The sequence below is a fragment of the Actinacidiphila paucisporea genome (genome assembly GCF_900142575.1).
Classification (GTDB): Bacteria; Actinomycetota; Actinomycetes; order Streptomycetales; family Streptomycetaceae; genus Actinacidiphila; species Actinacidiphila paucisporea.
Genome location: NZ_FRBI01000046.1, coordinates 1 through 21682 on the forward strand (window position 1 = coordinate 1; position 21682 = coordinate 21682).

The 21682-nt window shown below is 69.5% G+C and carries 13 protein-coding genes and 3 pseudogenes; 5 read left to right on the plus strand and 11 right to left on the minus strand.

The features are described 5' to 3' along the window. The 3 genes and pseudogenes from BUE44_RS34375 to BUE44_RS38185 all read left to right on the plus strand — a co-directional run. On the plus strand, nucleotides 1-1622 hold a 1622-nt coding region (locus BUE44_RS34375; protein ID WP_143172653.1), incomplete at its 5' end, for an RHS repeat-associated core domain-containing protein. 412 nt (nucleotides 1623-2034) lie between these two features. Continuing rightward, nucleotides 2035-2316: pseudogene (locus tag BUE44_RS34380) on the plus strand (transposase); the annotation flags it as partial. A 10-nt stretch (nucleotides 2317-2326) separates the two neighbouring features. Beyond that, on the plus strand, nucleotides 2327-2614 hold the full coding sequence (locus BUE44_RS38185) for a hypothetical protein (RefSeq protein ID WP_200804621.1): 288 nt from the start codon (nucleotides 2327-2329) through the stop codon (nucleotides 2612-2614). Nucleotides 2615-2637: 23 nt separating this feature from the next. On the opposite strand, the gene BUE44_RS34385 is transcribed toward BUE44_RS38185, so the two are convergent. Together BUE44_RS34385 and BUE44_RS34390 are read right to left on the minus strand one after the other, a co-directional pair. After that, a complete protein-coding gene (locus tag BUE44_RS34385) occupies nucleotides 2638-4173 on the minus strand; it encodes an ISL3 family transposase (protein ID WP_456049220.1) in 1536 nt (511 codons plus the stop codon). 117 nt (nucleotides 4174-4290) lie between these two features. Further along, nucleotides 4291-4581: a DUF2610 domain-containing protein gene (locus BUE44_RS34390; RefSeq protein ID WP_079190348.1), complete on the minus strand. Its 291-nt coding sequence runs from the start codon at nucleotides 4579-4581 to the stop codon at nucleotides 4291-4293. 111 nt (nucleotides 4582-4692) lie between these two features. On the opposite strand from BUE44_RS34390, the gene BUE44_RS34395 reads away from it, so the two are divergent. Beyond that, nucleotides 4693-5901: a type IV secretory system conjugative DNA transfer family protein gene (locus tag BUE44_RS34395; RefSeq protein WP_073502952.1), complete on the plus strand. Its 1209-nt coding sequence runs from the start codon at nucleotides 4693-4695 to the stop codon at nucleotides 5899-5901. A gap of 11 nt (nucleotides 5902-5912) precedes the next feature. On the opposite strand, the gene BUE44_RS34400 is transcribed toward BUE44_RS34395, so the two are convergent. The 6 genes and pseudogenes from BUE44_RS34400 to BUE44_RS34425 form a co-directional block, all read right to left on the minus strand. Continuing rightward, the gene (locus tag BUE44_RS34400; RefSeq protein ID WP_073502953.1) at nucleotides 5913-12905 is read right to left on the minus strand and encodes a serine protease; all 6993 of its coding nucleotides are present in this window, start codon (nucleotides 12903-12905) and stop codon (nucleotides 5913-5915) included. Next, nucleotides 12902-13201, minus strand: coding sequence for a trypco2 family protein (locus BUE44_RS34405; RefSeq protein ID WP_073502954.1), 300 nt, complete (start codon nucleotides 13199-13201; stop codon nucleotides 12902-12904). Before BUE44_RS34405 ends, BUE44_RS34400 begins: the two co-directional genes overlap by 4 nt. 128 nt (nucleotides 13202-13329) lie before the next feature. After that, nucleotides 13330-13554: pseudogene (locus BUE44_RS34410) on the minus strand (transposase family protein); the annotation flags it as partial. Between the two features lie 129 nt (nucleotides 13555-13683). After that, a complete protein-coding gene (locus tag BUE44_RS34415; RefSeq protein ID WP_073502955.1) occupies nucleotides 13684-14955 on the minus strand; it encodes a hypothetical protein in 1272 nt (423 codons plus the stop codon). After that, the gene (locus tag BUE44_RS34420; RefSeq protein ID WP_235002754.1) at nucleotides 14952-15779 is read right to left on the minus strand and encodes a S1 family peptidase; all 828 of its coding nucleotides are present in this window, start codon (nucleotides 15777-15779) and stop codon (nucleotides 14952-14954) included. The genes BUE44_RS34415 and BUE44_RS34420 overlap by 4 nt, the downstream gene beginning before the upstream one ends. Further along, nucleotides 15776-16099, minus strand: a complete 324-nt coding sequence (locus BUE44_RS34425) for a CU044_2847 family protein (protein ID WP_073502956.1) — start codon at nucleotides 16097-16099, stop codon at nucleotides 15776-15778. The genes BUE44_RS34420 and BUE44_RS34425 overlap by 4 nt, the downstream gene beginning before the upstream one ends. Nucleotides 16100-17094: 995 nt before the next feature. On the opposite strand from BUE44_RS34425, the pseudogene BUE44_RS40015 reads away from it, so the two are divergent. Continuing rightward, a pseudogene (locus BUE44_RS40015) lies at nucleotides 17095-17285 on the plus strand (transposase); the annotation flags it as partial. Between the two features lie 195 nt (nucleotides 17286-17480). Here the strand turns inward: BUE44_RS40015 and BUE44_RS39095 are convergent. The 3 genes from BUE44_RS39095 to BUE44_RS34455 all read right to left on the minus strand — a co-directional run bounded on the left by BUE44_RS39095 (nucleotide 17481) and on the right by BUE44_RS34455 (nucleotide 21650). Further along, nucleotides 17481-19199 carry an FG-GAP repeat domain-containing protein gene (locus BUE44_RS39095; RefSeq protein ID WP_073502958.1) on the minus strand — a complete coding sequence of 573 codons (1719 nt, stop codon included), beginning with the start codon at nucleotides 19197-19199 and terminating at the stop codon, nucleotides 17481-17483. 957 nt (nucleotides 19200-20156) lie between these two features. Continuing rightward, nucleotides 20157-21353 (minus strand): tyrosine-type recombinase/integrase, encoded by a 1197-nt coding sequence (locus tag BUE44_RS34450; RefSeq protein WP_235002755.1) that lies wholly within the window; start codon nucleotides 21351-21353, stop codon nucleotides 20157-20159. 30 nt (nucleotides 21354-21383) lie between these two features. Next, nucleotides 21384-21650, minus strand: coding sequence for a helix-turn-helix transcriptional regulator (locus BUE44_RS34455; RefSeq protein ID WP_073502960.1), 267 nt, complete (start codon nucleotides 21648-21650; stop codon nucleotides 21384-21386). Nucleotides 21651-21682 lie beyond the last annotated feature (32 nt).

The following is a 21682-nucleotide window of genomic DNA, read 5'->3' on the forward strand; positions in this document are numbered from 1 at the left end:
ACCTGGGCCGCCCGCACACCGCCACCGACGGCCGCGGCATCACCACCACCTATACCTACGACAACCGCGACCGCACCACCGACGTGGCCACCACCGGCGGCGCGAACGTCGCCTACACCTTCGACGGCGACGGCAACCAGCGCTCCCGCACCGACAGTTCCGGCACCACTACCTACACCATGGACAAGCTCAACCGCGAGACGCTCCGCACCCTTACCGACGGTTCCACCACCGTCCTGGCCTACACCCCCGACGGGCACGTCGACACCTACACCGACCCCACCGGCACCGTCGACTACGGCTACGACACCGCCGGCCGCCTCACCACGCTGAAAGACCCCTCCGGGGCGACGACGACCTACGGCTACAACAACGACGACGCCCGCACCAGCACCACCTACCCCGGCAGCACCGTCCAGACCGTCACCCTGGACAACTCCAACCGCCCCAAGGCGATCAAGGCCGTCCACGGCAGCACCACCCTGACCGACCTCGCCTACACCTACACTTCAGGCCCCTCCAGCACCGACGGCACCCTGGTCCACACCCGAAAGGACAACCAGGCCGGCACCACCGTCACCTACACCTACGACTCCCAGAACCGCCTCGGCAAAGCGCTCGAGACCGACACCGGCGGCACCCGCACCGCGGGCTGGCTGTACTGCTACGACGACGCCGGGAACCTCCTGTCGGCTGCGACCAACGCCGACGCCTCCAGCACCTGCGACGGACCGCAACTGCGGGAGTACGTGTACAACGACGCGAGCGAACTCAACGCCCCGCCACCCACCCCCCAAGGCGCCGACCCCTGGGGCTACAACGCGGCCGGCGACGAGACCTACGGCGCCTCCCTCGCAGGCGCCCGCACCGGCGAAACCTGGTCGGACTTCAACCAGCTCACCGCACTGACCGTCGGCGGCACCAGCTACACCGCCGCCTACTCCGGCACCGACAACGGCGAACGCGTGAGCCTGGGCGCCACCACCTTCCACAACGGACCCGAAGGCCTGGCCGGATCCACCACCAACGGAACCGACACCGGATTCACCCGAGACCCCCAGGGCACACTCAACTCCATGAGGACCGGCGGCACTTCGTACTACTACCTCACCGACGCCCAAGGCTCCGTCGTCGGCCTGGTCAACGCGGCCGGAACCAAGGTCGACACCTACACCTACGACCCCACCGGACAGGCCCGCACCACCACCCAGACCACCCCCCAGCCCTACCGCTTCCAAGGCACCTACCTCGACCCCACAGGGCTGTACAAAATGGGCGCCCGCTACTACGACCCCACCCTCGGCCGCTTCACCCAAACCGACCCCTCCGGTAAGGAAACCAACCCCTACACCGCCTTCGGCAACGACCCCGCCAACCACACCGACCCCAACGGGCTTTTCGGTTGGCCGGAGGTCGGCTCATTGGTGGTTGGCACAGCGATAGGGGTAGCAGCCACGGTGGTATTCAGCAGTCCCCTGGTGGGCGGTGTGGTCGGGGGATGTGCTATTGGCGCTCTGGCGGAGGGATTCAATGGCAATGGAGCAGGCGACATGGGCTTGGCATGCGTAGGAGGTGGCATAGCAGGCGGGGTCCTCGGAAAGTCTGCGGATTTCCTTCCCTAGTAAGTGGTTGCGGTGGGTTGTGCTGCGCCTAAGCGCAGCACAACCCACCGCTTAGCGCACGGCGGAGCCGAGGAAATATGAATATAGGATTGCTCGTAATCTTGGTCGTCATAATAGTTTTCGGAATCTTGTGCTTTTCGGTTCCGCGTTTCATGATCAGAGTGGGTAGGAGCGCGCCGATGCCAGGGAGAGTTGTCTTCGACAATCCAATGGATCGACAGGTCAAGCTCCTGAGGATCTCAGGAGTTGTGATCGTCGTAGGTGCACTGTTGCTCAGCTTGTTGTTTAACGTCCGGGCCTGAAAAGTCAGTTGGCTGCTCAGCGGTCGCTGGCACGCGATGCGACAGCGGTGCGGCCTTGGTGTGATCATGTGCGTTGTCGAGACGCTGTTGATCATGCCAAGGCCGCGAGGGTGAGTTTGCTGCACGACGCTGTCCACGTCGAGTCCCTGACCGTGTTGTCCCGGTTCCGGACCGACTTCTACGACTGTCTGACCTCCCGCGCGGACGCGCTGTTCGAGCTGGCCGACGCAGTGCTGTGTACGGACGGACCGGTGCGGTCGCTGGTCGACCTCGCGCTGGCGCCCGAGCACCGCCGCGGGCACGGCTCCCTCTACGCCGGCCTGAACCGCGGCCGGGTGGATGTCGCGCGGTTGCGGCGGGCTCTGGCCGGGGTGCCGGCCGCCCGGGACGCCCTTTGGGGGCTTGGTCGGTACGTACGAGACGCTTGCGGATGCCATAGACAGCGCGCAGCGCACCCTCGACAGTGCTCTGGAGTACGCCGGCAGCCACGGGCTGACCGTCTCCGGAGCCGGCGAGGTGACCAACGCGGCGACCGGCCGCACGGACACGACCGTGCTGGACTACCAGATAGGGGTGGCGACAGGGCTGGTCACCGAGGCGCTCAACGCCGCGACCACCGCGGACGCCACGGCCTCGACCAAGATCCGCACCATAGAGGGGGTCTGTACGGTGACTGGCTCTGTTCCGTAGTCGGTGGTGACGGCCAGTGGCAGTCATTGCAGCAGGATGCGATGACGGAGGAGGTCGAATCCGGCTCGGCCGTGCATCTGTCTCATGATTCGTTTCGTTCTGGTGTTGACGCCTTCGGTGCGGCCGTTGTGGTAGGGCAGGGTGAGGCCGGCGTCGACGGCTGAGCGGTCGAGTTCGAGGCCGTTGGCGAAGCTATGTAGGTGAGGCAGCGCCGCGGCGCGGGTGGCGGTGATCCACTCGGTGAGCTTCACATCGTTGCCTTGGGCCGGCGTGAGCAGGGCCGCGAAGTCGCTTACGAGGTTGGCAAGTTCGCTTATCTCCGGGCAGGCTGCGGTGATCTTCTCCACCAGGGCGGTCTGTTTCAGCCGCAGGTGGTCCGGGTCGGTGAGGAGGAGCCGCGCGGCGCGGCTCGCGGTGGTGACGGGCCGGTCGCCGTCAGCGCGGCCCTGGTTGAGGTATTTGTGCAGGCCGTTGAGGCTGCCGGTGTAGCCGAGTTCCTTGATCTCGTGGAAGAGGTGGAGGACGGGGAGGCCCGGTTCCTCGGTGCGGCGTCGGCGCAGGTGTTCGCGGTAGGCGTCAACGAGAGTGGGCCGGTAGGCCGGTGCGATGCGCAGGCCTGTGGGCTCGGGCATGCGGGCGTAGCGTTTGACGGTGTTCAGCGCCAGGCCGAGACGGCGCGAGCAGTCCAGCAGCCCGACGCCCTGACCGAGCAGGGTGTGGATCTTGTTCCAGCGTTCACGGGTGGTCTGCTCGTGTACTCCGCCAGGCAGCGGCGGGTTGAGGGCGGCGGCCCAGCAGTCGGCGTGGGCGCGGACTTCGAGCTGGACCTTGCCGCACAGGTTGCGCCACACATGCCAGCGGTCGCTGACCTGCACCGCGTCGGGCAGGGCGCGGCGAATGGCCTCGGCGTAGGTGGCCGAGCCATCCCGGCATACGACCTGGATGCCGGGATGCTTGCGCAGCCAGGCTTCCAGGGGATCGGCGTCCCGGCCGGGCAGGACCTCGATGCGCCGGCCGGTGACGGCATCGGTGATGATCGTGGCATAGCGGTGACGGCGCCGCAGCGCGAAGTCATCCACTCCGATCACCGCGGGGACCGGTGCTTCGGGTGCCGGCAAGCGCCAAAGCCACCTGAGCATGGTGGTGCGGGAGACCGGCACGGCCAGCTGGCCGGAAAGACGTGCAGCCGCCCGGCCGCATAACTCTCGTGCCACTTCGGCGATCTGCCTGGTCAGCCGCACCGTCCGACGCTGGTGGTGCTCCAGCAGCCCGGGAACCTGCTCGCGGAAGGTCTGCCGACCGCAGCCCAGAACCGGACAGACCAGCCGCCGCACCCGCAGGCGGTCGACGACCTGCCGACCGTCGACCGGCACATCCGCCACCGTCCGGCGGTGATATCCGTGCACCCTCGCAGTCAGCGCCCCGCACGCTGGACACGGCACCGCCGCGTCCAGCGTGCGAGCTGTGACCACGACTGCGTCCCCGCCGTCCGCCACGTCCTCGACGAACAATGCCGACAATCCCGAAAACACCGTGTTCACAAACGAGTTGACATCCACCACAAAATCATGATCGCCGATGGCTACTGGCCGTCACCACCGACTACGGGCCAGACCCGTTTATATTAGACACTCCCCATGCTGAAACGAGGGGCACGGCCGTGGCTTTCGCAAGGCTCAGGCTTGGGCTCCGGACGAATCGCCGTCCGTACCGGGGGCGTCGTCGCCGCTAGCCGTGCCGAGTGCGTACACGCACAGCTCCTCGAAGCTGACGCCGTTCTCCTTGGAGATCTCGTGTAGCTTCGCGAACGAGTCCATGACCTCGGCCGGGATCGTGCCGCTGCGTTCGCGGGAGAGCCAGGCTGCCTGGTACTGGATCGGGTGCTTGTCGGGCGACGGTTCCCCTATGTAGATGTTGAACGGGGCTTTGACTCCGCCGAAGTCGCAGGGGATGGTGAACTTCTTCATGGGCTGGTCTCCCATTCCGCGGCAGCCTGTGTCTTCACTTTAGCTGCCAGGCTCCGGGTCGGGATGGCACACTGCACTTGAAGAATGACAGGCCGTCAGTGAGGGCAGCTGATGAGTGACGCGGGTGTGCGCGACTCGAAGGGTCTGCTGCTGGGGCGGCTTGGACCCGGCGGGCACGATGGCGCGGAGTATGTGACGGCTGACGGGGACTTACACGTCCTCACTATCGCGCCGAACCTTTCGGGTAGATCCCGGCACTGCTTGATCCCGAACCTGCTGACCTATACGGGGCGGGCGGTGGTCGTCGACCTCGACGGTGAAGCCTATGCGGCTACCGCGGAGGCCCGGCGGCGGATGGGGCACACTGTCGTGCGGCTGGATCCGTTCGGGGTGACTGGCCCGGAATCGGACGCCCTGGATCCGATCCGCCTGCTTCCAGCGGTCGAGGAGTCGGGTTTCGCGACCCGGTGCCAGGATCTCGCGGCCTTGCTGCCGCTGCGCTCGTCCGCCGCGGATCTGCTGGGCCACGAGACACTCAGCTTGATCAACGCACTGATCGCCTATCTTGCGGTCGTGCCCGAGAAGAACACGTTCGACGAGCTCTATCCGACGCTGCACTCCGATGACGTCGTCTACAGCCTCGCCGTGGTCTTGGACGCCGTCGGCAAACGGATCCCGAAGCCGGCGTTCGAGCAGATCGCGTCGTTCCTGGACACCGACGACCGGACCCGCAGCCGGATCCTGTCCCGGGCCAGGGCCCGGGTGGAACCGCTCGGCAATCCACAGGTTCGCAGAACTCTGCGTACATCCACGGTGTCGCTCTCGGCCTTCGCCGCGGGCGAGCCGACGACTGTCTATCTTATCCTTCCGGCCGGGCGCCTCGGGGACAACACGGCGTTGCTGCGCGTCTGGATCGGCAGCCTCCTGTACGCCGTGTCCGGGGCACACGATGATTCCGCGCTCCCGGTGCTGTTCCTGCTCGACTACTGTGCCGATCTCGGCCCGTTCGGGCCGGTCGAGTCGGCTCTGCGCCGGGGAGCGGCCGACGCCTTCCGGATCTGGACCTTCTGGCACGGGGTGTACCAGTTGCGCTCGACCTATCCGGGGACCTGGCCGGAGATCGTCTCCGGGAGCGGGGCGGTCCAGGTGTTCGGCACCACGGACACGGCTGCGGCCGCGGAGGTGGAGCAGTTGCTGGGTCTGCCGTCGAACGCGGTCTGGTCACTCGGGCCCGCCGACCAGGTCGTCCGGCTCGGCAAGGCGGCACAGCAGATGAAGAAGCTCGATCTGCGGGACGGGGCCTTCGCGCCGCCGGGGTGACGTCCTGCCGCTCACAGCCCGCTGATCTCGAAGATCGCCTGGTAGAGGAGCCGGTCGAGGCGGTCGACGAATCGGATGGAGAGTGTGTGGACGATCTCACCTTCGCTCATCATGTACATGTTCCTGCCCTTGGTGGGACTCGAGGCGGCCTCTTGAAGGCCGCGCAGGATCCGGCGGCGGTCGGTGGTCGCCCCCTCGCCCCGGGCCAGGTTCAGGAGCAGGCGGGCCGTTGAGCCGGCGACGCCGGCGTCCGCGTCGCCCAGTGACTCGATCAGTTCCGCCGTGATGTCGCCCTTCATACTGTGGAAGTCCTGCACGGTGTCGTAGGCCGCCTGCTGTACGTGGAAGTTGTCCTTCATCGCCGCGCGCAGGGCAGCGGTGACGCGGGGCGTGACCCGGCGCAAAAGCCCGAGCAGGCGTAGGGCCGAGAGGCGGGCGGTCCAATGGTCGGCCGTCTCCACCCATTCGGTGAGGATCGGTTCCCATACGTCGGGGTCGGCCAGCGCGGTGTAAGCGTTCGGCGAGACCCGGGCCAGGGCGTCGGCGGCGGTCAGGAGGAAGGCGACGAGGTCGGTGGCCAGGTCGGTGGAGGACTCGGCGAAGGACAGGGACTCCAACCAGGACAACAGCACCCGCAGCGCGATCTCGTTCTCGGCCAGCTCCGCGGCCGCCTCGGTCGCCTTGTCCCAGTAGCCGTTCGACCGGTGGTATACGTAATAGCTGTCGCCCAGGGCCCCGAGCCTGCGGTAGCAGTCGGCAGGGTTTTTCACGCAGTTGTCGTCGAGCCAGAGCTTCGACCGCTCGATCTGGTCCCGCGCCACGTCGAGCCGCGACCCTTCGTCAGGCCATGCGGCCGCGGCGGCCACGGCTCTCAGACACGCCACCGCGCCCTCCGGGATGAACCACACCTCCCGTCGGACGTGCGCCGGAACAGCGGCGATCGCGGATTGCAGGGCTTGTGCGGACGATTCCAGGACGCGAAAGGAGATGGCCATCTGGCCGAGGCCGACCAGCAGCTTCCGCTGCGCCGCGGCCGGCAGCGACGGCAGGGCCTCCAGCAGTGACGCCACCAGTGATTCGTCGACAGACTCGAGGCTCTTCAGGATCCAGCCGGCGGCGGAGTGGGGGTCGGCGGCGGCCTCGGCCAACCACTGGTGGAGTGCCTCTGCATCGTCGTGGTGGATGTCACACTGCATCCAGGTAATGGGGCTCACGACCTGGGGAGCGTAGTCGACCCGAACGCTGTGTCCGGCGATGGCCTCGATCGTCTTCACCCCCACCCGTGACACGGACCAGCGCCGGTTTCGGTTGTTGCCCCACGGCGTCGGCCCGTGCAGGGCGAGGACGACCCGCTGCCGGAGCCGGTCGGTGGCCTCGCAGAGCATTTCCACGAGCAGGTCCATGCTCTCCGGCGTCAGAACCCCGGATTCCGCCTGCACCAGCGCCTTCCACCGCTCGGCCGACGGGTCGGCCGTGGACCACCGGGTAGCGATCGCCAAGGACCGTGGCTCCGGGCACTCCAGGTACCCCCACAGCTGATCGAGGACCGTAGACCGGCCCGCCTGGATGATCCGGCTCACGACCGAGGCCTCGCGCATGGTCAAGGAGAGCGCGCCGTCGGCGGCCGAGTCGATCAGCGCGTCCACACCGGACTGCCACTCGGATCCGAGCAGAAGTTCCCAGTCCGCGGTGTCGCCCGCCGTTGTCGCTTCCAGCGCCCCGACCTCGGCGGCCGTCGCGTTCAGGTAAAGCACTCCCCAGGGCAACACGCCGGTCGGATAAGTACGCCGATACTCGGTGGCGCCTCCGGTTCCGGTCGCGTCGGTGAGCTGCCACACCAGGGCTCCCGCCCCGAAATCGGCCCGGTGTCCGGCGATCAGGCGGGAGGTGCGACCGAGCGCCTTGTCCCTGAGCCACTGGTCCGGCAGCGACTCGGCGGCCTCCTCGAATCCCGGCGCCAACCGGGCGATCCCGCCCAGGGTGAATCGGATCTCCTCGATGGTCTCGGCCCGCCGCACGGGGTCGGCGATCCGCCCCACCGATGCCGCCGCCGCGTCGAGCAGGTCGCCGAGCCGTTCCGGGACCAGCATCGCCAGCCGGCACTGGGCCCGGGCGCGGTTCTCCGGGTCCTGGATGAGCAGGAAGCGGCGGATCACCTCGTCGAGGTCGATGAACTGCCCGAGATGCAGCCCCGTCCGCATCCCCGGGATGGTCATCAGGATCCACTCGAGGGCGCGGGCGCGGTCGTGCGGATCGGCGATGAGGTCGGGACCCGTGCGACGCACGGCGACGGGTTCGAGTCCGGCGATGCCGGACAACAGCCACAGGGCCCTGAAGCGCAGATAGGGGTTGCCGATCTGTACCGCGTGCCGCAGGAGAACCCGGGCTGAGTCCAGTACGTTCCGTGGTAGCGCGCTGTCCTCATCGAGCAGCCACAGGAAGGTTGTCTCCACGGCTGTACGCAGCTCCTCGGCCTGGTCGGCGGCGAGCCGTCCGCGATCCCATCGGCTGACCAGGTCCGCGGCCGCCGCGGTGAGGGCGCTGATGCGTACCCGTTCGCCGGTCGCACTCACGAGATACGCCGCTGTGAAGGTGTTCCCCCGCAGGTGGCACAGCGCCAGCGTCTCCCACACCAGTCCCGGTTCCGCATCGAGTACCGGCCCGCATCGGGCCAGGACGTGCCCCGCGAGACGGTCGCACTCCGGCGGCGCGGTCACAAGGCCGTCGATCACGGCCAGATAGCGCTCGACCGGCGTGTCGCAGCGCGGCGCGAGGATCCGCTGCGGCCACCACAACCGCGGCCGGGCACGGTGGTTGCGGGCCCGGGCCGCCTCCGCCCAGCCCCGGGCCACCCGGCCGGGTGCCCGCAGGTCGACCACCGCCTGCGCGTCGACGCCGGCGCCGGCCTCGTCCAGGGCCTGCTCGGCGAGGCCAGAGAACAGGAACGCCCACTCCTCGGCGTCGACCCCGTCACGGACATCGGGCGCGGCCGTGCCCACGAACCGGAGGGCGGGGATCGTGTCACTGACCGCGAGCGGTCCGCCTCCGGCGGCGGCACGGGCCTCGATGACGATCCGCAGCAGGTCCAGCCGGCGCTCGGCGGAAGCAGCAGTGGGCAGGGTGCGGGCCGCGGTCTGCGTCGAGCGGACCACCGGTTCGCGCAGCAGGGCCCTGAGCCACCGGAACCGGTCCAGTGCGGCCCGCGCGGCCGGACGGCCCTGCCCGTCGGCCAGCGCGCCGTGCACCAGCGGCACCACGTCCTGGCCTAGCGCGGCCAGACCGACAAGCCCTTCCGCACGGCCGGCCGGGTCGGCGCCGCGCTGCCAGATGCGGAGGAAGAGGTCGGCCAGTTCACGGGCCGGCCGACGCGCGCGCAACTGACGCAGGACGCTGCGACCGAGTTCCGCATCGGCCAGGTCGTGCACGATATCGCCGGGGCAGAAATCGATCGGGGCGATCGGCGGGACGAGCGGCGGCAGGTCGGCCGCCGACTCGTCGGTCGCGTCGTCCTCGTCGCTGCGCACCTCGTCGAGTTGCCGTTTCTGATGCGCCAGCAGCTTCTCCCCTACCCGGGTGCGGCCGAGCCCGCCGTACAGGGCGATCAGCAGCCACAGCCAGTCGGTGTCCCCGCGGGCGAACGCGGTCAGGTCAGGTCTCGACTCGAGCAGCCGGCGCATCGGCAGGTTCGACGCCACGAGCCGGGGGGCGTTCAAAGCCGCGGCCGATCTCACCGGCGCCTGCCCGGCCGCGGACTGTCCGAGGGCGGCAAGCAGCGCCCAGTGCACCGGCCAGCCCAGGCCGGCCTCGTCTCGATGGATGACGCTGAGCATCGCGTCCACGGTGCTCGTGGTAAACCACTCGAGCCGGAGCAGGATCTCGGCGGCCGCGCCCGCGAGGTCGTGCTCAGCCGCGGACTGGCGGATCGCCTCGCAGACCGCTTCGGCGACCGCCTCGGCCGCCGGTCCATCGCGCAGCCGCGCGAGCACCTTCCTGATCTCCTCGCGCAGCTTCTCCGCCTGGGCCTGCCGCTGGCTGAACGCATAGCAGGACAGCAGCTGCCCGACGATCCGGTCGATCACCCGCTGCGGCACCTTGTCGAGCGTCGGCAGAGCGCTGACGACGAGCATCGCACTGCGGGGGATCAGCGGGTCCCGGTCGTCGCCGGCGAGCACCCCCTCCAGCAACCGGGTCCGGGTCTCCGGGCCCCACTCAGGGCTCGCCGTCAACAGTCCCAGGGCGAGCAGCAGCGGCTCGCGCCACAGCGGGTCATCGAGGCGCTCGACGATCCGCTCGGCAGCGTGTTCGCGCTCGGACAGCAGATGGCGGGCGGCCAGGAACTCCTGGAAGGTGCGGTGGAAGAAGGCGTAGTTGCCTGAACTCTGCTCCGCGAGCAGTCCCACGTGCTTGCGGATCGTCACCAGCAACGCATCGAGCACCGGCTTGAAGGTACGGTCCGAGGGGTTCGCGTGGCGCATCCGGGCGAGCGGGCCCTCGATCAGTTCGGCGATCCGGTCAAGGCTGACCAGGCCGTTGCTGCCGTGGTCCGCCTGCATCTGGGCAGCCAGCGGTTCCAGCGCCGCCAGCAGCTCGTGCCGCTGCAGGGTCTGAGCCAGGCACTCCGGCCGGTTCAGCCAGATCGTCAGCAGGTTCTCCACCACCCGGTCGTAGACCCCGGCGCGCTGGTCGGGCAGCCGCCCGTCGGCCCAGTAGACGGTCGCCAGGATGGTGATCAGCAGGGGATTGGTGGCCAGTTCGCGGATGGCTGGGCGGGCGTCGTCGTAGATCTCGGCGATCAGCGCTTCAGCGGTCGGCCGGTCGGGCCGTTCAGCGCCCAGTTCCGCGCTGACCGCGCGGGTCCAGGCGCGGGCGAAGTGCTCGACCGCGGGCCGCTGCATCGGCTGGATGCCGAAGTGGGCGCAGCCGCTGCGCAAGGGCATCAACTTGTAGCCGACGTAGCGGCTGGTGACCAGGACCTGGTTGCCGGGCGAGCGCCAGCGCATCCCGGCTTCGTCCGGCGCGTTCGGCTCGGTGGCCGTCTCGAGGAACTGCTGGATCTTCAGCAGGACGGTGCGCCGGTTCGTCTCCGGCAGCTCGTCGAGCCCGTCGAGGATGACCACGGCGCTGTTGCGGTCCAGGAACTCGCACAGCATGGCGTTGCGGGTTTTCGGCGAGCCGCCGTCGGCGAGGCCGGACGAGTCCGGGTCGCAGCCCAGGTAATCGATCAGCGGGATCGTGGGCCTCTGGTCGCGGTCGCGCTCGGCGAGTTCCCGCGCGAAGTGCGCCAGGCGCAGGAAGATCGGCACCCGGGCGGGGCCTAGGTCGACCGGGCGGTCGGAGTCCGGCCCGCCCGGCTGGTCGGGGTCGATCTGCGAGAGCGGGACGAGGATGCGCACTCCGACGTCGATCACGATCGCGCCCGCTGCCGACGGCATTCCCTCGACGCCGGCTGAGTACCGGAGGTGCGCGTATCTGTTCCCGCACTCGGTTCCGGCCGGCGTGTAGGTCAACTGCTCGACTTGGTCGAGGCGAAGAGTCTGACCACGCTTGACCTGCTGGTCGAACAGTGCCAGCCGGCCGCGGACCGGAAGCCGGTCGAGGCAGATCAGGACCGGCTTGTCAGCCGCGGTCGACGATGGTCTGTCAGCCGTGAGCGCCGCGACGAAGTGGCTCTTGGACAACGACGAGGCCTTGCCCGGTGGCACGTGGATCCGGACGGTCCCCGACTGGTCCGGCACGCTCTCGGGCGTGACCTCGTGCCGTAATTGGGCGAGCATCCCCCGGGCCAGCTGCAGCGCCAGCCAGCGGCCAAGCGTCGTTTTGCCGCTGCCCGGGTTGCCGAGCAGGACCGCGCGATTGTGCAGGCGGAAAGCGTCCGCGATCGTCTGCACCTCGGTGACCTTCGCACGCCGGTCCTCGTCGCGTTTCGGCCGGTACGTCTGGCGCACGTTCTGTGCGTCGAGCTCGGCCAGCTGTGTCGGCTCGATCAGATCGAGGGCGGTGCCTCCGGCCGCCTCCTGGACCTCGGCGGCGTGCAGGTTCGCCAGGTGCCGCAGGTCGTATTCGCTCTCCGGCTCGGCCTTGAGCGCGACATACACCTTCTCGAGTTCGATACGCAGCGATCCGGCTTCGCGGATGCCCTGCAACTCCAACCACTGATAGCTCTCCGCGAGCAGCTTGAGATACTTCGGCGCGCTTGCGGCGTGCGCTGTCGTTCCTGCGGCGCGGGGGTGTACGTGGATGTGCGTGTCCCGGCGGGTCAGCGTCACGCCCAGGCCCGCCCTGATGTCGCGTCGTTCAGGCGCCGGGCCGACTGTGGGCAGGCGTTGCGCCGGGGGCAGGCCCAGCAGGGCGTGCAAGGTGGTGAAGTGCCGGTCCGGCGGGTGGGGATACCAGGCGGTGACCGGGTTCGCGGTCAACCACCCGGGTCCCTCGCGCACGTGGTTCTCGCTGAGCACGCCGATCAGCAGGCGGTTGGCGAACACCGCGGCCCCGGACATCCCCTCCCAGGCCGAACGGTCGGGGTCCGGGTGCGCCGGCGGTGCGATGACGGCCAGCTCGAGTGTGCCGGTGCGCCGGTTGGAGTGCGGGCTGCCGCTGCCGCGGGCGTGGTGGGATTCGCGGTAGATGCCGGGGTCTGCCTCGTCCGCGGCGGTGTACTGCCGGCGGAGCTTGAACCACGGATAGCCCACGGCGGCGCAGTCGGCCGCCTCGTCCAGACGCCCGTAGCGGACCGGGGCCACGTCCGCGGTGGGGGTGTCGAGACGCAGCACGGCGAGGTCCACCCGGGCATGCGCCCAGACGGTCCGCGCGTGGGTTTCGCGAATGCGGCCGGGGCCGTCGATGAACCGTATCGTCACCTCCTGCGCGTCGGTGACCACGTGTTCGGCGGTGAGAACGAGGTCGGCGGTGACCTGGTAGCCGGAGCCTAGGGCGCGCGTGCCGTCGCGGTCGGCGAGGACCTGGACGGCGCGTCGCGGGTCCAGGCCGTCTCGGACCCGCCTCACGACTCGCCGGCCTCGGCGCGCCCGGAGACATGGGGTCGGCGGTTGGTGCCGGCCAGTTGCGGGGTCAGCGACAGCTTGATGCGCTGGTTGTTCGACGTGTCCTTCTTGTGTTCACCTCCCAGGTCGACCACCCAGAACCGCACCTTGCCGTGGCCGCCGTCGGAGCGGTCCACGACGACTGAGACCTCCAGTTCGATCGGCCCGAGCTCGAACCGCAGCTCCTCGCCCTTGCCCGCCTCGATCGCCCTCTGCAGTTCCTCGCGCAGGTCTTTGATCACACTTGCCAGCTCGATCACAGCCCACCCCCAGCCGAAACTGACGACTCACCAACTACTCACGGTAGTCCTTTCGCTTTCCGCCTGCATGCACTGATCGGGCCTGAGACAGGAATGTGACGTATTGGGGGGGTGAGTCTTTTCCACCATCGCTCTGAGCTGGTCGGATGCAGAATGAGGACGGCATGGACGAGGGCGGTGATCTGGGTGGTGGCGCACCGGATCCTCCGTAGGAGTCGCCAGTTCCTGAGGGTGGCCATGGCTTGCTCGACGAGTGTGCGGACCTTCGTGTGGGACCGATTCACGGCCTTTTGACCTTGGGAAAGGGTCTCCCGTCGTCCCCAGTACGGGATGCGGCTGAGCCCCTTGTCGCCGGCGGTAACACTTCGTCACCACCGACCACGGAACAGAGCCGGTCACCGTACAGACCCCTCTGTGATAGCGGCTGCTCTTCGCCTTCGCCTCCCTGACCGCGAGCCACGCGGAACGGATCGCGGAGACGGTCAAGGGGACGGTCGTCGGGAGGAGTTGAGGGCGTCGGCGTCGGAGGCGTCGGCGCGCGCCAGGGTCAGCTCATCGAGCTGGTGCAGGGCGTCGAGGGCTAGGGCGTACGCCGTGCTCGGCCGGTCGTTCAGAAGGACCCGGGCGCGGTCCAGTTGGGCGTGGATGGTGTCGAACCGCCCTCGGGCGTCAACGGGGTCCGCGCCGTGCAGGAGGGACGTGACCCTCTCCCCGGCCAACAGCAACTCGGTCTCTCTGATCACCGACTCGGCCACATCCATGAGTTGTTCCTGGTTCCAGCCCGGCCGAGCGGCGCCCCCGGCGCCGCCACGCCCAGCCCGCCCCCGCCGTTCTTCCGGCCCCCGGACCTCCGTACGCCGTGCCGCTTCCGCCATCAGCACCTCGGCTCCGGCGAGCCGGCGTGCGTCGCCGGACGTGCGTGCCAGCTGGTACTCCGCCGCCGCGAGCCCCCGCAGCACCGACAGCGCGCGCGGATGGTGGCCGCCCAGCGTCGCGGACATCCGCTGGGCCACGACGGCGAGGACGTCCGCCGCCCGCTCCATGCGCGCCCGCGCGCCCGCCGCCTCGGCAGACGCGAACTCGGTGGAGGCCAGCGCGGCCAGGGCCGACTGGGACGCGGGGTGGTCGTCGCCGGCCAGCGCCGCCAGGCGCTTCACGTATCCGGCCAGTTCGTCGACCAGCCGGTCCGCCGCCGCGTGGAGGCCTTCCCTGCGGGCCGCCTCGGCGGAGACCGCGGTCTCCAGGACCGCCACGTCCAACTCCGCCAGCTCGCTCCCCGCCCTGGCCGCGAAGCGGCGTGCCTCCAGTCCGAATTCGGTCGCGCCCACGGTGTCGCCCCGGCGCAGCGTCAGGTGGGCGAGGTTGGCCAGCGCCGCCGCCGGTTCCGTGGCGTCCTCCACCGAGGCGGCGGTGACCCAGGTCGCCGCGTCGTACCGGCCGTGCGCGGCGAGCGCAACGGCGAGCCGGTCCAGCGCGGGCGCGAGCGTGATCAGCAGGCCAGGCCGCACGCGCAGGGACGCGACCACGTGGTCCAGCAGGGCGCCGGACGTGTCGGACAGCCCGAGCCCGTCGAGCAGCGCGACCAGCTCGGCGAGGTGTGGCCCCAGGGACCGGTCAGCGCACAACTCCTCTTCGGCGCACAGCGCTTCGACGGCCGCCCGCACGCGGTTCCGCGCTCGCTCGGCCCGCGTCCTGCCCGGGTCCCGCACGGCGTTCCGGGCATCACGGACCGCCCGTTCCCAGGCGCCGATCATGCCGGATCTCCGCCCGCGCCGCGGTCCTGCCCGTCGAAGACGCGCTTCAGTGCGAGGTAGCGCAGCTCGGAGACATCGGCCGGATCCAGGACGGCCTGCTCGGCCATCTGCTGGAAGAGGCCGAGCAGGGTGTCGACGCGACGGGCCGGGCTCGGAGGCGGCGGCAGGGCTTCCGCACCCCCGCCCGCTGCCGGGCGCAGGACGGCCACCAGGTGCCCGACGTCGAAGTGGTCGAAGCGCCGCATCACCTCGCGGATGGTCGCCGCGAAGAGGACGTTGGCGCTGCGCGTCGGGTCCGCGCGGTCTGGGCTCTGCTCCAGCAGGATGCCGACGACCGCCGGGTCCTGCCTGTCCGTGACGCCCTCGACCGGGCCGCCCGAATAGCCCGAGTAGTCGCCGAGGTGCTGGTCGGCGGTGAGTTGCAGGGCCTCGATACGGCCGCCGCCCTCGCAGTCGTACGGCACGGCCCCACCGGCGACCCAGCCGGTCAGCTCGACGTCGTTCGCGGCCGGCCGGTAGGGCCCGCGCCAGCGTTCGCCGCCCCGCGCGACCCCGGCGACGGGTACGGGCTGCGCGACGCCGTACCCCGCGGAGATCTCGACGAGCGCGAGGTCCGCCTCCTTGTCCTGGCGGGACACCCGCCCCGGCACGCGGGTGCCGTCCGCCAGGGCCACGTCCAGCTCGGCCTCGTCGTCGGCCATCCCGCGCAGGCAGTGCAGGGCGGTGACGACGAACCGCCGGGTCAGCAGGAAGCCCGCCCCGAGCCGCCGCCCCTGGGACAGCTCGACCCAGTAGTCCGTGCCGGTGCCCGGCCTCGCGATCACGGCCGGTCCGGCGACAGGTCCGAGGGCCGTTCCACGGTGAGGGTCACCTCGAAGGACGCCTCCGCGGAGGCCTTGGAGAGGATGACCCCGGCCTCGGCGGCGAGCGTCAGGCCGAAGGTGACCTCCATGGACGTCACCTGCCACCCGTCCCGCTCCGGCACCTGCGCCAGCGACTGCTGCGCGATCGCCGAGGCCTGCACGATGGCCTCCTCCACCTCCGCGGCCCGCTCCCCGAGCACCGCGGACGTCCGCGTCCGCACGCCGATCTGCCGCCCCCCGGCTGCGTCCAGCGCCACCGTCTCGACCCTGACCTCGCCCATCCGGCTGCCCCGTCCCCTCTCACGCACCCCGTCGACTCGCCTGTCCGGTAGGCGAGTCGACGTCCCATGTTCCCAGCCCGGGTCCTTCCCTGGGGGCCGGACGGCGGACTTCAGTCCGGCTGCCCGACGGCGGGATCCCGCCCTTCGACGACGGGACGTGCGGTCTGGAAGCGCTCCACGGCCATGCGCCAGATCGCGTCGTACGAGCGGTGGCACTCCTGGATGCTGTGCTCGTCACGGCCGAGGCCGCACCCGGTGGACGTCGGCGCGCGGGTCGTCGCGCAGGCCCAGGCCGCGGGCCCTCGACTGCGCCGTCCGGATCGGCGTCGGCCACCAGCCGGGCCGGCGACACGCGGAGGGCCGGTGCGTCGGCCCGGACGTTCGGCAGGGTGCGCGCGGCAACCTCCTGCACCTCCGGATCCGCGTCCCGCGTGAGGGCGATGAACATGCCCAGAGCTTCCTGTCGCCTGGCTCGACCCTACGCTGAAGGGATTCGGCGACCTGGCGTCTGCCCTCCCGGTCCTCATAACCGGCGTGCCGCACGATGTCGGGCAGGGCGCGGGTGCCGAAGTGCAGCCCGAGCCCGTGGACGATCTCGGCCCGCGCGAAGCTGCGCCGTGCAGGGTCGGGGAAGGTCTCCAGCTCCTGTGTCGTCCGGAAGAGGAACACCAGCGCGTACACCCGGCGCGGGGCGACCAGGCCGATGTGTAGGAAGTCGCTGGGGGACGTCGCGGCCGCGGACGTGCTGGCGTGGACGTGCTGGCGTGGATGGCCCGGGATCGGATGCTGCTGCTGCACCGTCGGCCTGCGGCGGTGGCGCGAAAGAGCCCTGGATCGCAGATGGTCCGCAAGTACGGTGGGTTGCGTCCTTGGAAGTGGTGTAGCGGGTTGGACCTGATCCGGGGGTTTGTCCCGGCGTCCGGGTCGGTGCCCGCATAGAGAGACGGCCACCGGCTGATCTTCGAAGTGTCTAAGCCTCGAAGGAGATCAGCACGATGACCGCACCAGACAGTCTGCCCCTGCACGCCCTCACCGAGGACAACCTCGCTGCGGCGAGTCCCGACCTGCTGCGCGCGATGGTCAAGACGTTTACCGACGCGCTCATGTCGGCGGAGGCCGACGCGATGTGCAACGCGGAGTACGGGCAGGTCAGCGACGAACGCGTCAACCCGCAACGGATACCTGTGGGGCTCGAAAAGTCGACGCTGCAGGTCATGCCGTGTAACGGTATCGCTGATGGCACCGCCGAGGATGCGCGTACGGAGGAGGCGGCCTCCCTCGAGGTCGTGCGCCGTGACGGGCGGTTGGTCGGCGCCTGGCGGAAGTTGATTGCGGGCTCGATGGGGGCGGTGCTCGTTGTAGTGCCGTACGTAGGTGGCGGTCAGAGGATCAGGTTGAAGCCCTGCCACCCGCCGCCGGCGTATGTGCGGTTCGCGAACGGTGTCGCGGGGTTGCCCGTTCCCCGGTAGAGCCACAGCACGCCGGCTTTGTCGCGGGCCACCAGGTCGGCGCGGCCGTCGCGGGTGACGTCGCCGACGACGGAGAGCTGGTTGTAGCCTGCCCATCCTGCGCAGATCCGGGTACGGGATTTCAGCGGGGCTTTGACGTTGCCGGTGCCTGCGTAGAGCCACAGCACTCCGGTGCTGTCGCGTGCGACGAGGTCGGCGATGCCGTCACCGTTGAGGTCGTCGGAGCCGGCGAGGGTGCCGTATATCTGCCATCCGCCGCCGATCCGGGTGCGGTTCGCGAACGGTGCTGCGGGGTTGCCGGTGCCTGCGTAGAGCCACAGGACACCTGTCTTGTCGCGTGCGAGGAGGTCGGCGTTGCCGTCGCGGGTGAGGTCGCCGCCGCCGGTGAGCGTGGGGTAGATGTTCCACCCGCTGCCGACCCTGGTGCGGTTGGCCAGCGGAGGGAGAGGGGTGAATTGGCGGTGGTAGTACCACAGCACTCCGGCGCTGTCGCGGCCGACGAGGTCGCCGCGTCCCTTCAGCTGCGCGGTCGGCGGTGCGGTGTGCTGGTAGATCAGGTCTTCGCTTTCCGGGGAGAGCTTGGTCAGCGCGTTGTAGATCTGCCAGCCGCCGCCGACGGTGTGCGGCGGGGCGTAGAAGGGTGCTGCCGCTTTGCCCGTGCCGTAGTACATCGACATCTTGCCCGCGCTGTCACGCACCGGGAGGTAGTGGTCGAGCCGGGTCGGGCCGCCCTGGAGGTCGAATGCGTTGCGCGAGTCGACGTCGTGGAGGCCTCCGTAGCCGCGGGCGTAGACGTTGTACGAGGTGATCGCCTGGACGTGCCAGGTGGTGAGCCCGGCGGGGGCTGTCAGCGTGTAGGAGATCGTCTGATCACCCGGCGTGAGCTCGCACCTGAGATTGGTCTCGCCGTCGAGGACGGCCTTCCCGAGGGGAACGCACATCGTCCCGGCGCTGAGCGCCACGTCCTGGAACGAGATGGTGTTCCCGTAGCGCCACACTGGCTGGCCGTCCGCCGGCCAGAAATGCAGATACAGCTCGCCGGGGTCGACGGTGTGCAGGTGCAGTGTGTGGCGTACTGAGCCGCCGGTCGGGAGGTCGGGGGTGTCGAAGGCGACGGTATTGCGGGCTGCGTGCTCAGCGGAGTACACCGTCGCCTTGCCCGTCCCGTACGTGGCCCCTGCGGGGCCGGTGGCGGCCGACAGGGCGGTCTGCACCCCGGCTTCCAGGTCCCCGCCGGTGGGGACGTAGGAATACCCGAAGTAGGCCGTGGTCATGTCCGCAGTGTCCGTTGCGACGTCGAAGACCGGGTTGGTGCGGAACCCGCGCTCGATGGGGCAGCTGAAGACCGCCGGGTAGCCGGCCACCGGCGTGCAGTCGTTCAAGGACTCCACCGTGATGCCTTTGGGCAGTCCCACGGTGGCGGCCTGCGCGCCCGTCAGCGGTTCGGAGGAGAAGGCGTAGACGACGTGCCCCTCGGCCCAGGTCGAGGTGTCCCACGCGTAGGCGAACCACCACTCCCCAGGGGGCACGATCTCGTCGGATGTCTCGAAGTTCGGCGGGGGATGCGCCGCCGCTGACGGGGCGCCAGAGATAAGGCCGGCGGTGGCCAGGACGGCCGCGGCGATGGGCATGCCGGCAGCGCTGCGAAAACGGTTCCGCAAAGATTCCCCCCAGGGCAGCGGCAACCGCGCGGCTCCCCGGAGCCGTTGCTGATCATGCGTCAGTCAGGTGCTCGACGCGGTGACAGCATAGGGCGCTGTTCTCGTCGCTGCAGCTTTGTTTAGGCGCAGCCCGGCTCGAAGGGGATCTTCCACGGTCCAGGGCTCACTCGACCCTCTGGCAGTCGCTCTCGGTACTGCCGGACAGTGCGGGTGGCGAAAACTCATCCGGGCAAGTCACCTGACATGTTCGTCCTCGTGAGGTTGCCGTCACGTCGGTCGTGTTTCTGTACCGTGAGGCGGGCGATCTTCGATGGGTCGGCGGTTGGCGGCGGCAACCGGTGCAGTGGCATCGCGTCGGTGATGCTCGGCGTCGGGCGGTGCCCGTTGTTGAACTGTTCGGACTCGCGCGGGACATTGGGCGCGGGGTGGCGGTGACTCCAGATGTGGTTCCGGTCTGGAAGCTGGTGGGTCCCCGTGCGTACTCTGTGCCGTCGAACGGACGTCGGGTTGTGTATTCCTGTCAATGGCGCGCTGCTGGAAACGCAGAGCTGAAGGAGGAGAATACTTTGAGCCATTGGGGACCATCTGGGGACCACGCGGCGTACGCGTTTGCGAGCACTATTCGCGTAAGTGCTCATAATACCTGGAGAGTTAGTCCCATTTGACGGGGAAATCCCCTCCGTTCACCCGACTGGGGGTCAGGGGGTCGCAGGTTCAAATCCTGTCGTCCCGACGGTGCACAGAGGCCCACTGACTGGCATTTTGCCAGGTCAGTGGGCCTCTTGCTTTTTATGGCAACGATGTTCGTCTGATGACGGGTCAGTAGCGGGAGACCACTGGGGGACCTTGGCTCAGGAAAAGCCGCAGATCAGAGCCCGTTTCGCTGGGGACCATGATCACGCCGTGGGGGAGCGGATTGTGCGGTTCCTACAAGCGGCGGAGGGTTGCCGACAGCCCAGGGGAGGGCGGCGGCAGTGCGGCCGACTTGGTCAGGTGGGTACTGATGGTGCGGCCGGCCTGCATGACGGTGTGCAGGTCGGGGTGCAGGTAGCGCTGGGTGGTGGGCAGGGAGCCGTGTCCGGCGATCAACCGCAGGACGTGCAGGGGCACTCCGGCGTCCGCCATCCATGTCAGGCCGGTGTGGCGGAGGTCGTGGCGGCGCAGGTGGTCGTAGCCGAGTGAGTGGACGACTTCGTCCCAGTGGGTGGCGTCGCGCAGGACGGCGGTGGTGATGCGTCCGCCGCGTGGTCCGGTGAACAGGCGGGCGTCGGGCCGGCCCCCCACGACGAGCACGCGCTGGGCGACCAACGGGCGGACCTCCTCGATCAGGGGGACGCGGCGGGCGGTCTTGCCTTTGGTGTTCTTGTCAGCCAGGCCGCCGGGGGAGGGGGTGGTCTGACGGCGCACCGTCCAGATCCAGTTCCTGAGGTCGATGTCCTGCACCCGCACGCCGGAGACCTCCCCGATGCGGGCGGCGGTGCAGGCGGCGAAGGTGACCACGTCGCCCCAGCCGGGGTACTGCTCATGGGAGCGGGCGACCAGGGCGGTGGCGAGTTCTTGCAGGGCGGCCCAGTCGCGCAGGGCGAGCGAGCGGGGGTCGTCGAGTTCGTCCTCGGCGAGCTGGTACTGGCGCTGCCAGCCCTTGATGCGGGCGGGGTTGGTGGTGATCAGCCCATCTCGGACGGCCTGCTCCATGACGCGGACCAGGACGGCGAGGGTGTTCTTGACGGTGGAGCGGCCCTCACCGTCGGCTATCCATGCGTAGGTGGCGCGGTCGACGGCTCCGTTGGTCACCATGGTCACCGGCAGGTGCCCCAGTGCCGGCACGACGCGCAGGCGCCATCCGCCCAGGTAGGGGTCGGTGGTCTTGGGCTCCAAACCGCGCAGGGCCAGTGTCATGTGGGAATCGCCGTACTCGGCGAGGGTCTGGGTCGCGGTGGCCGGGTTGATACCGCGGGCTGCGGAGGCGAGCAGGGAATCGATCCACTCCTGCGCCGCATCTTGTGTCGGGTGCATCTGGGCTACCGAGCGGCGGCGCTTGGTCTGCGGGTCGATCCAGCGGACACGGGCCTTGTAGGGGAGCTTGCGCCCCGGCCGGTGCTCGACGTCCTCCGACAAGGTCACAGCGACGGGGAGTTGGTGGCGGTAGGGCAATCAGGCCGCCCTTCGCCGGGTACCGGGTGTGGTGCGCCGGGTGTCCAGCCAGGCCTGAAGGTCGGTGGCGTCGTAGAGGACGACGCGCTCGGACAGGCGGATGAACGGCGGCCCCTGAGGCGGCTGCTCCGCGCGCCAGCGCCGCACGGAGGAGGGGTCGACGCGCAGCAGCCGGGCCACTTCCTCGGTGGTCAGCAACCGCGCGTCCTGTGGGGAGGCCGGGGCTGCTTCGGTGTTCGTCGTGGGTATTGCGGGGTCTTGCGGCATGCACTTCCTTGGCGTCGGCTGCGGGGGCAGGC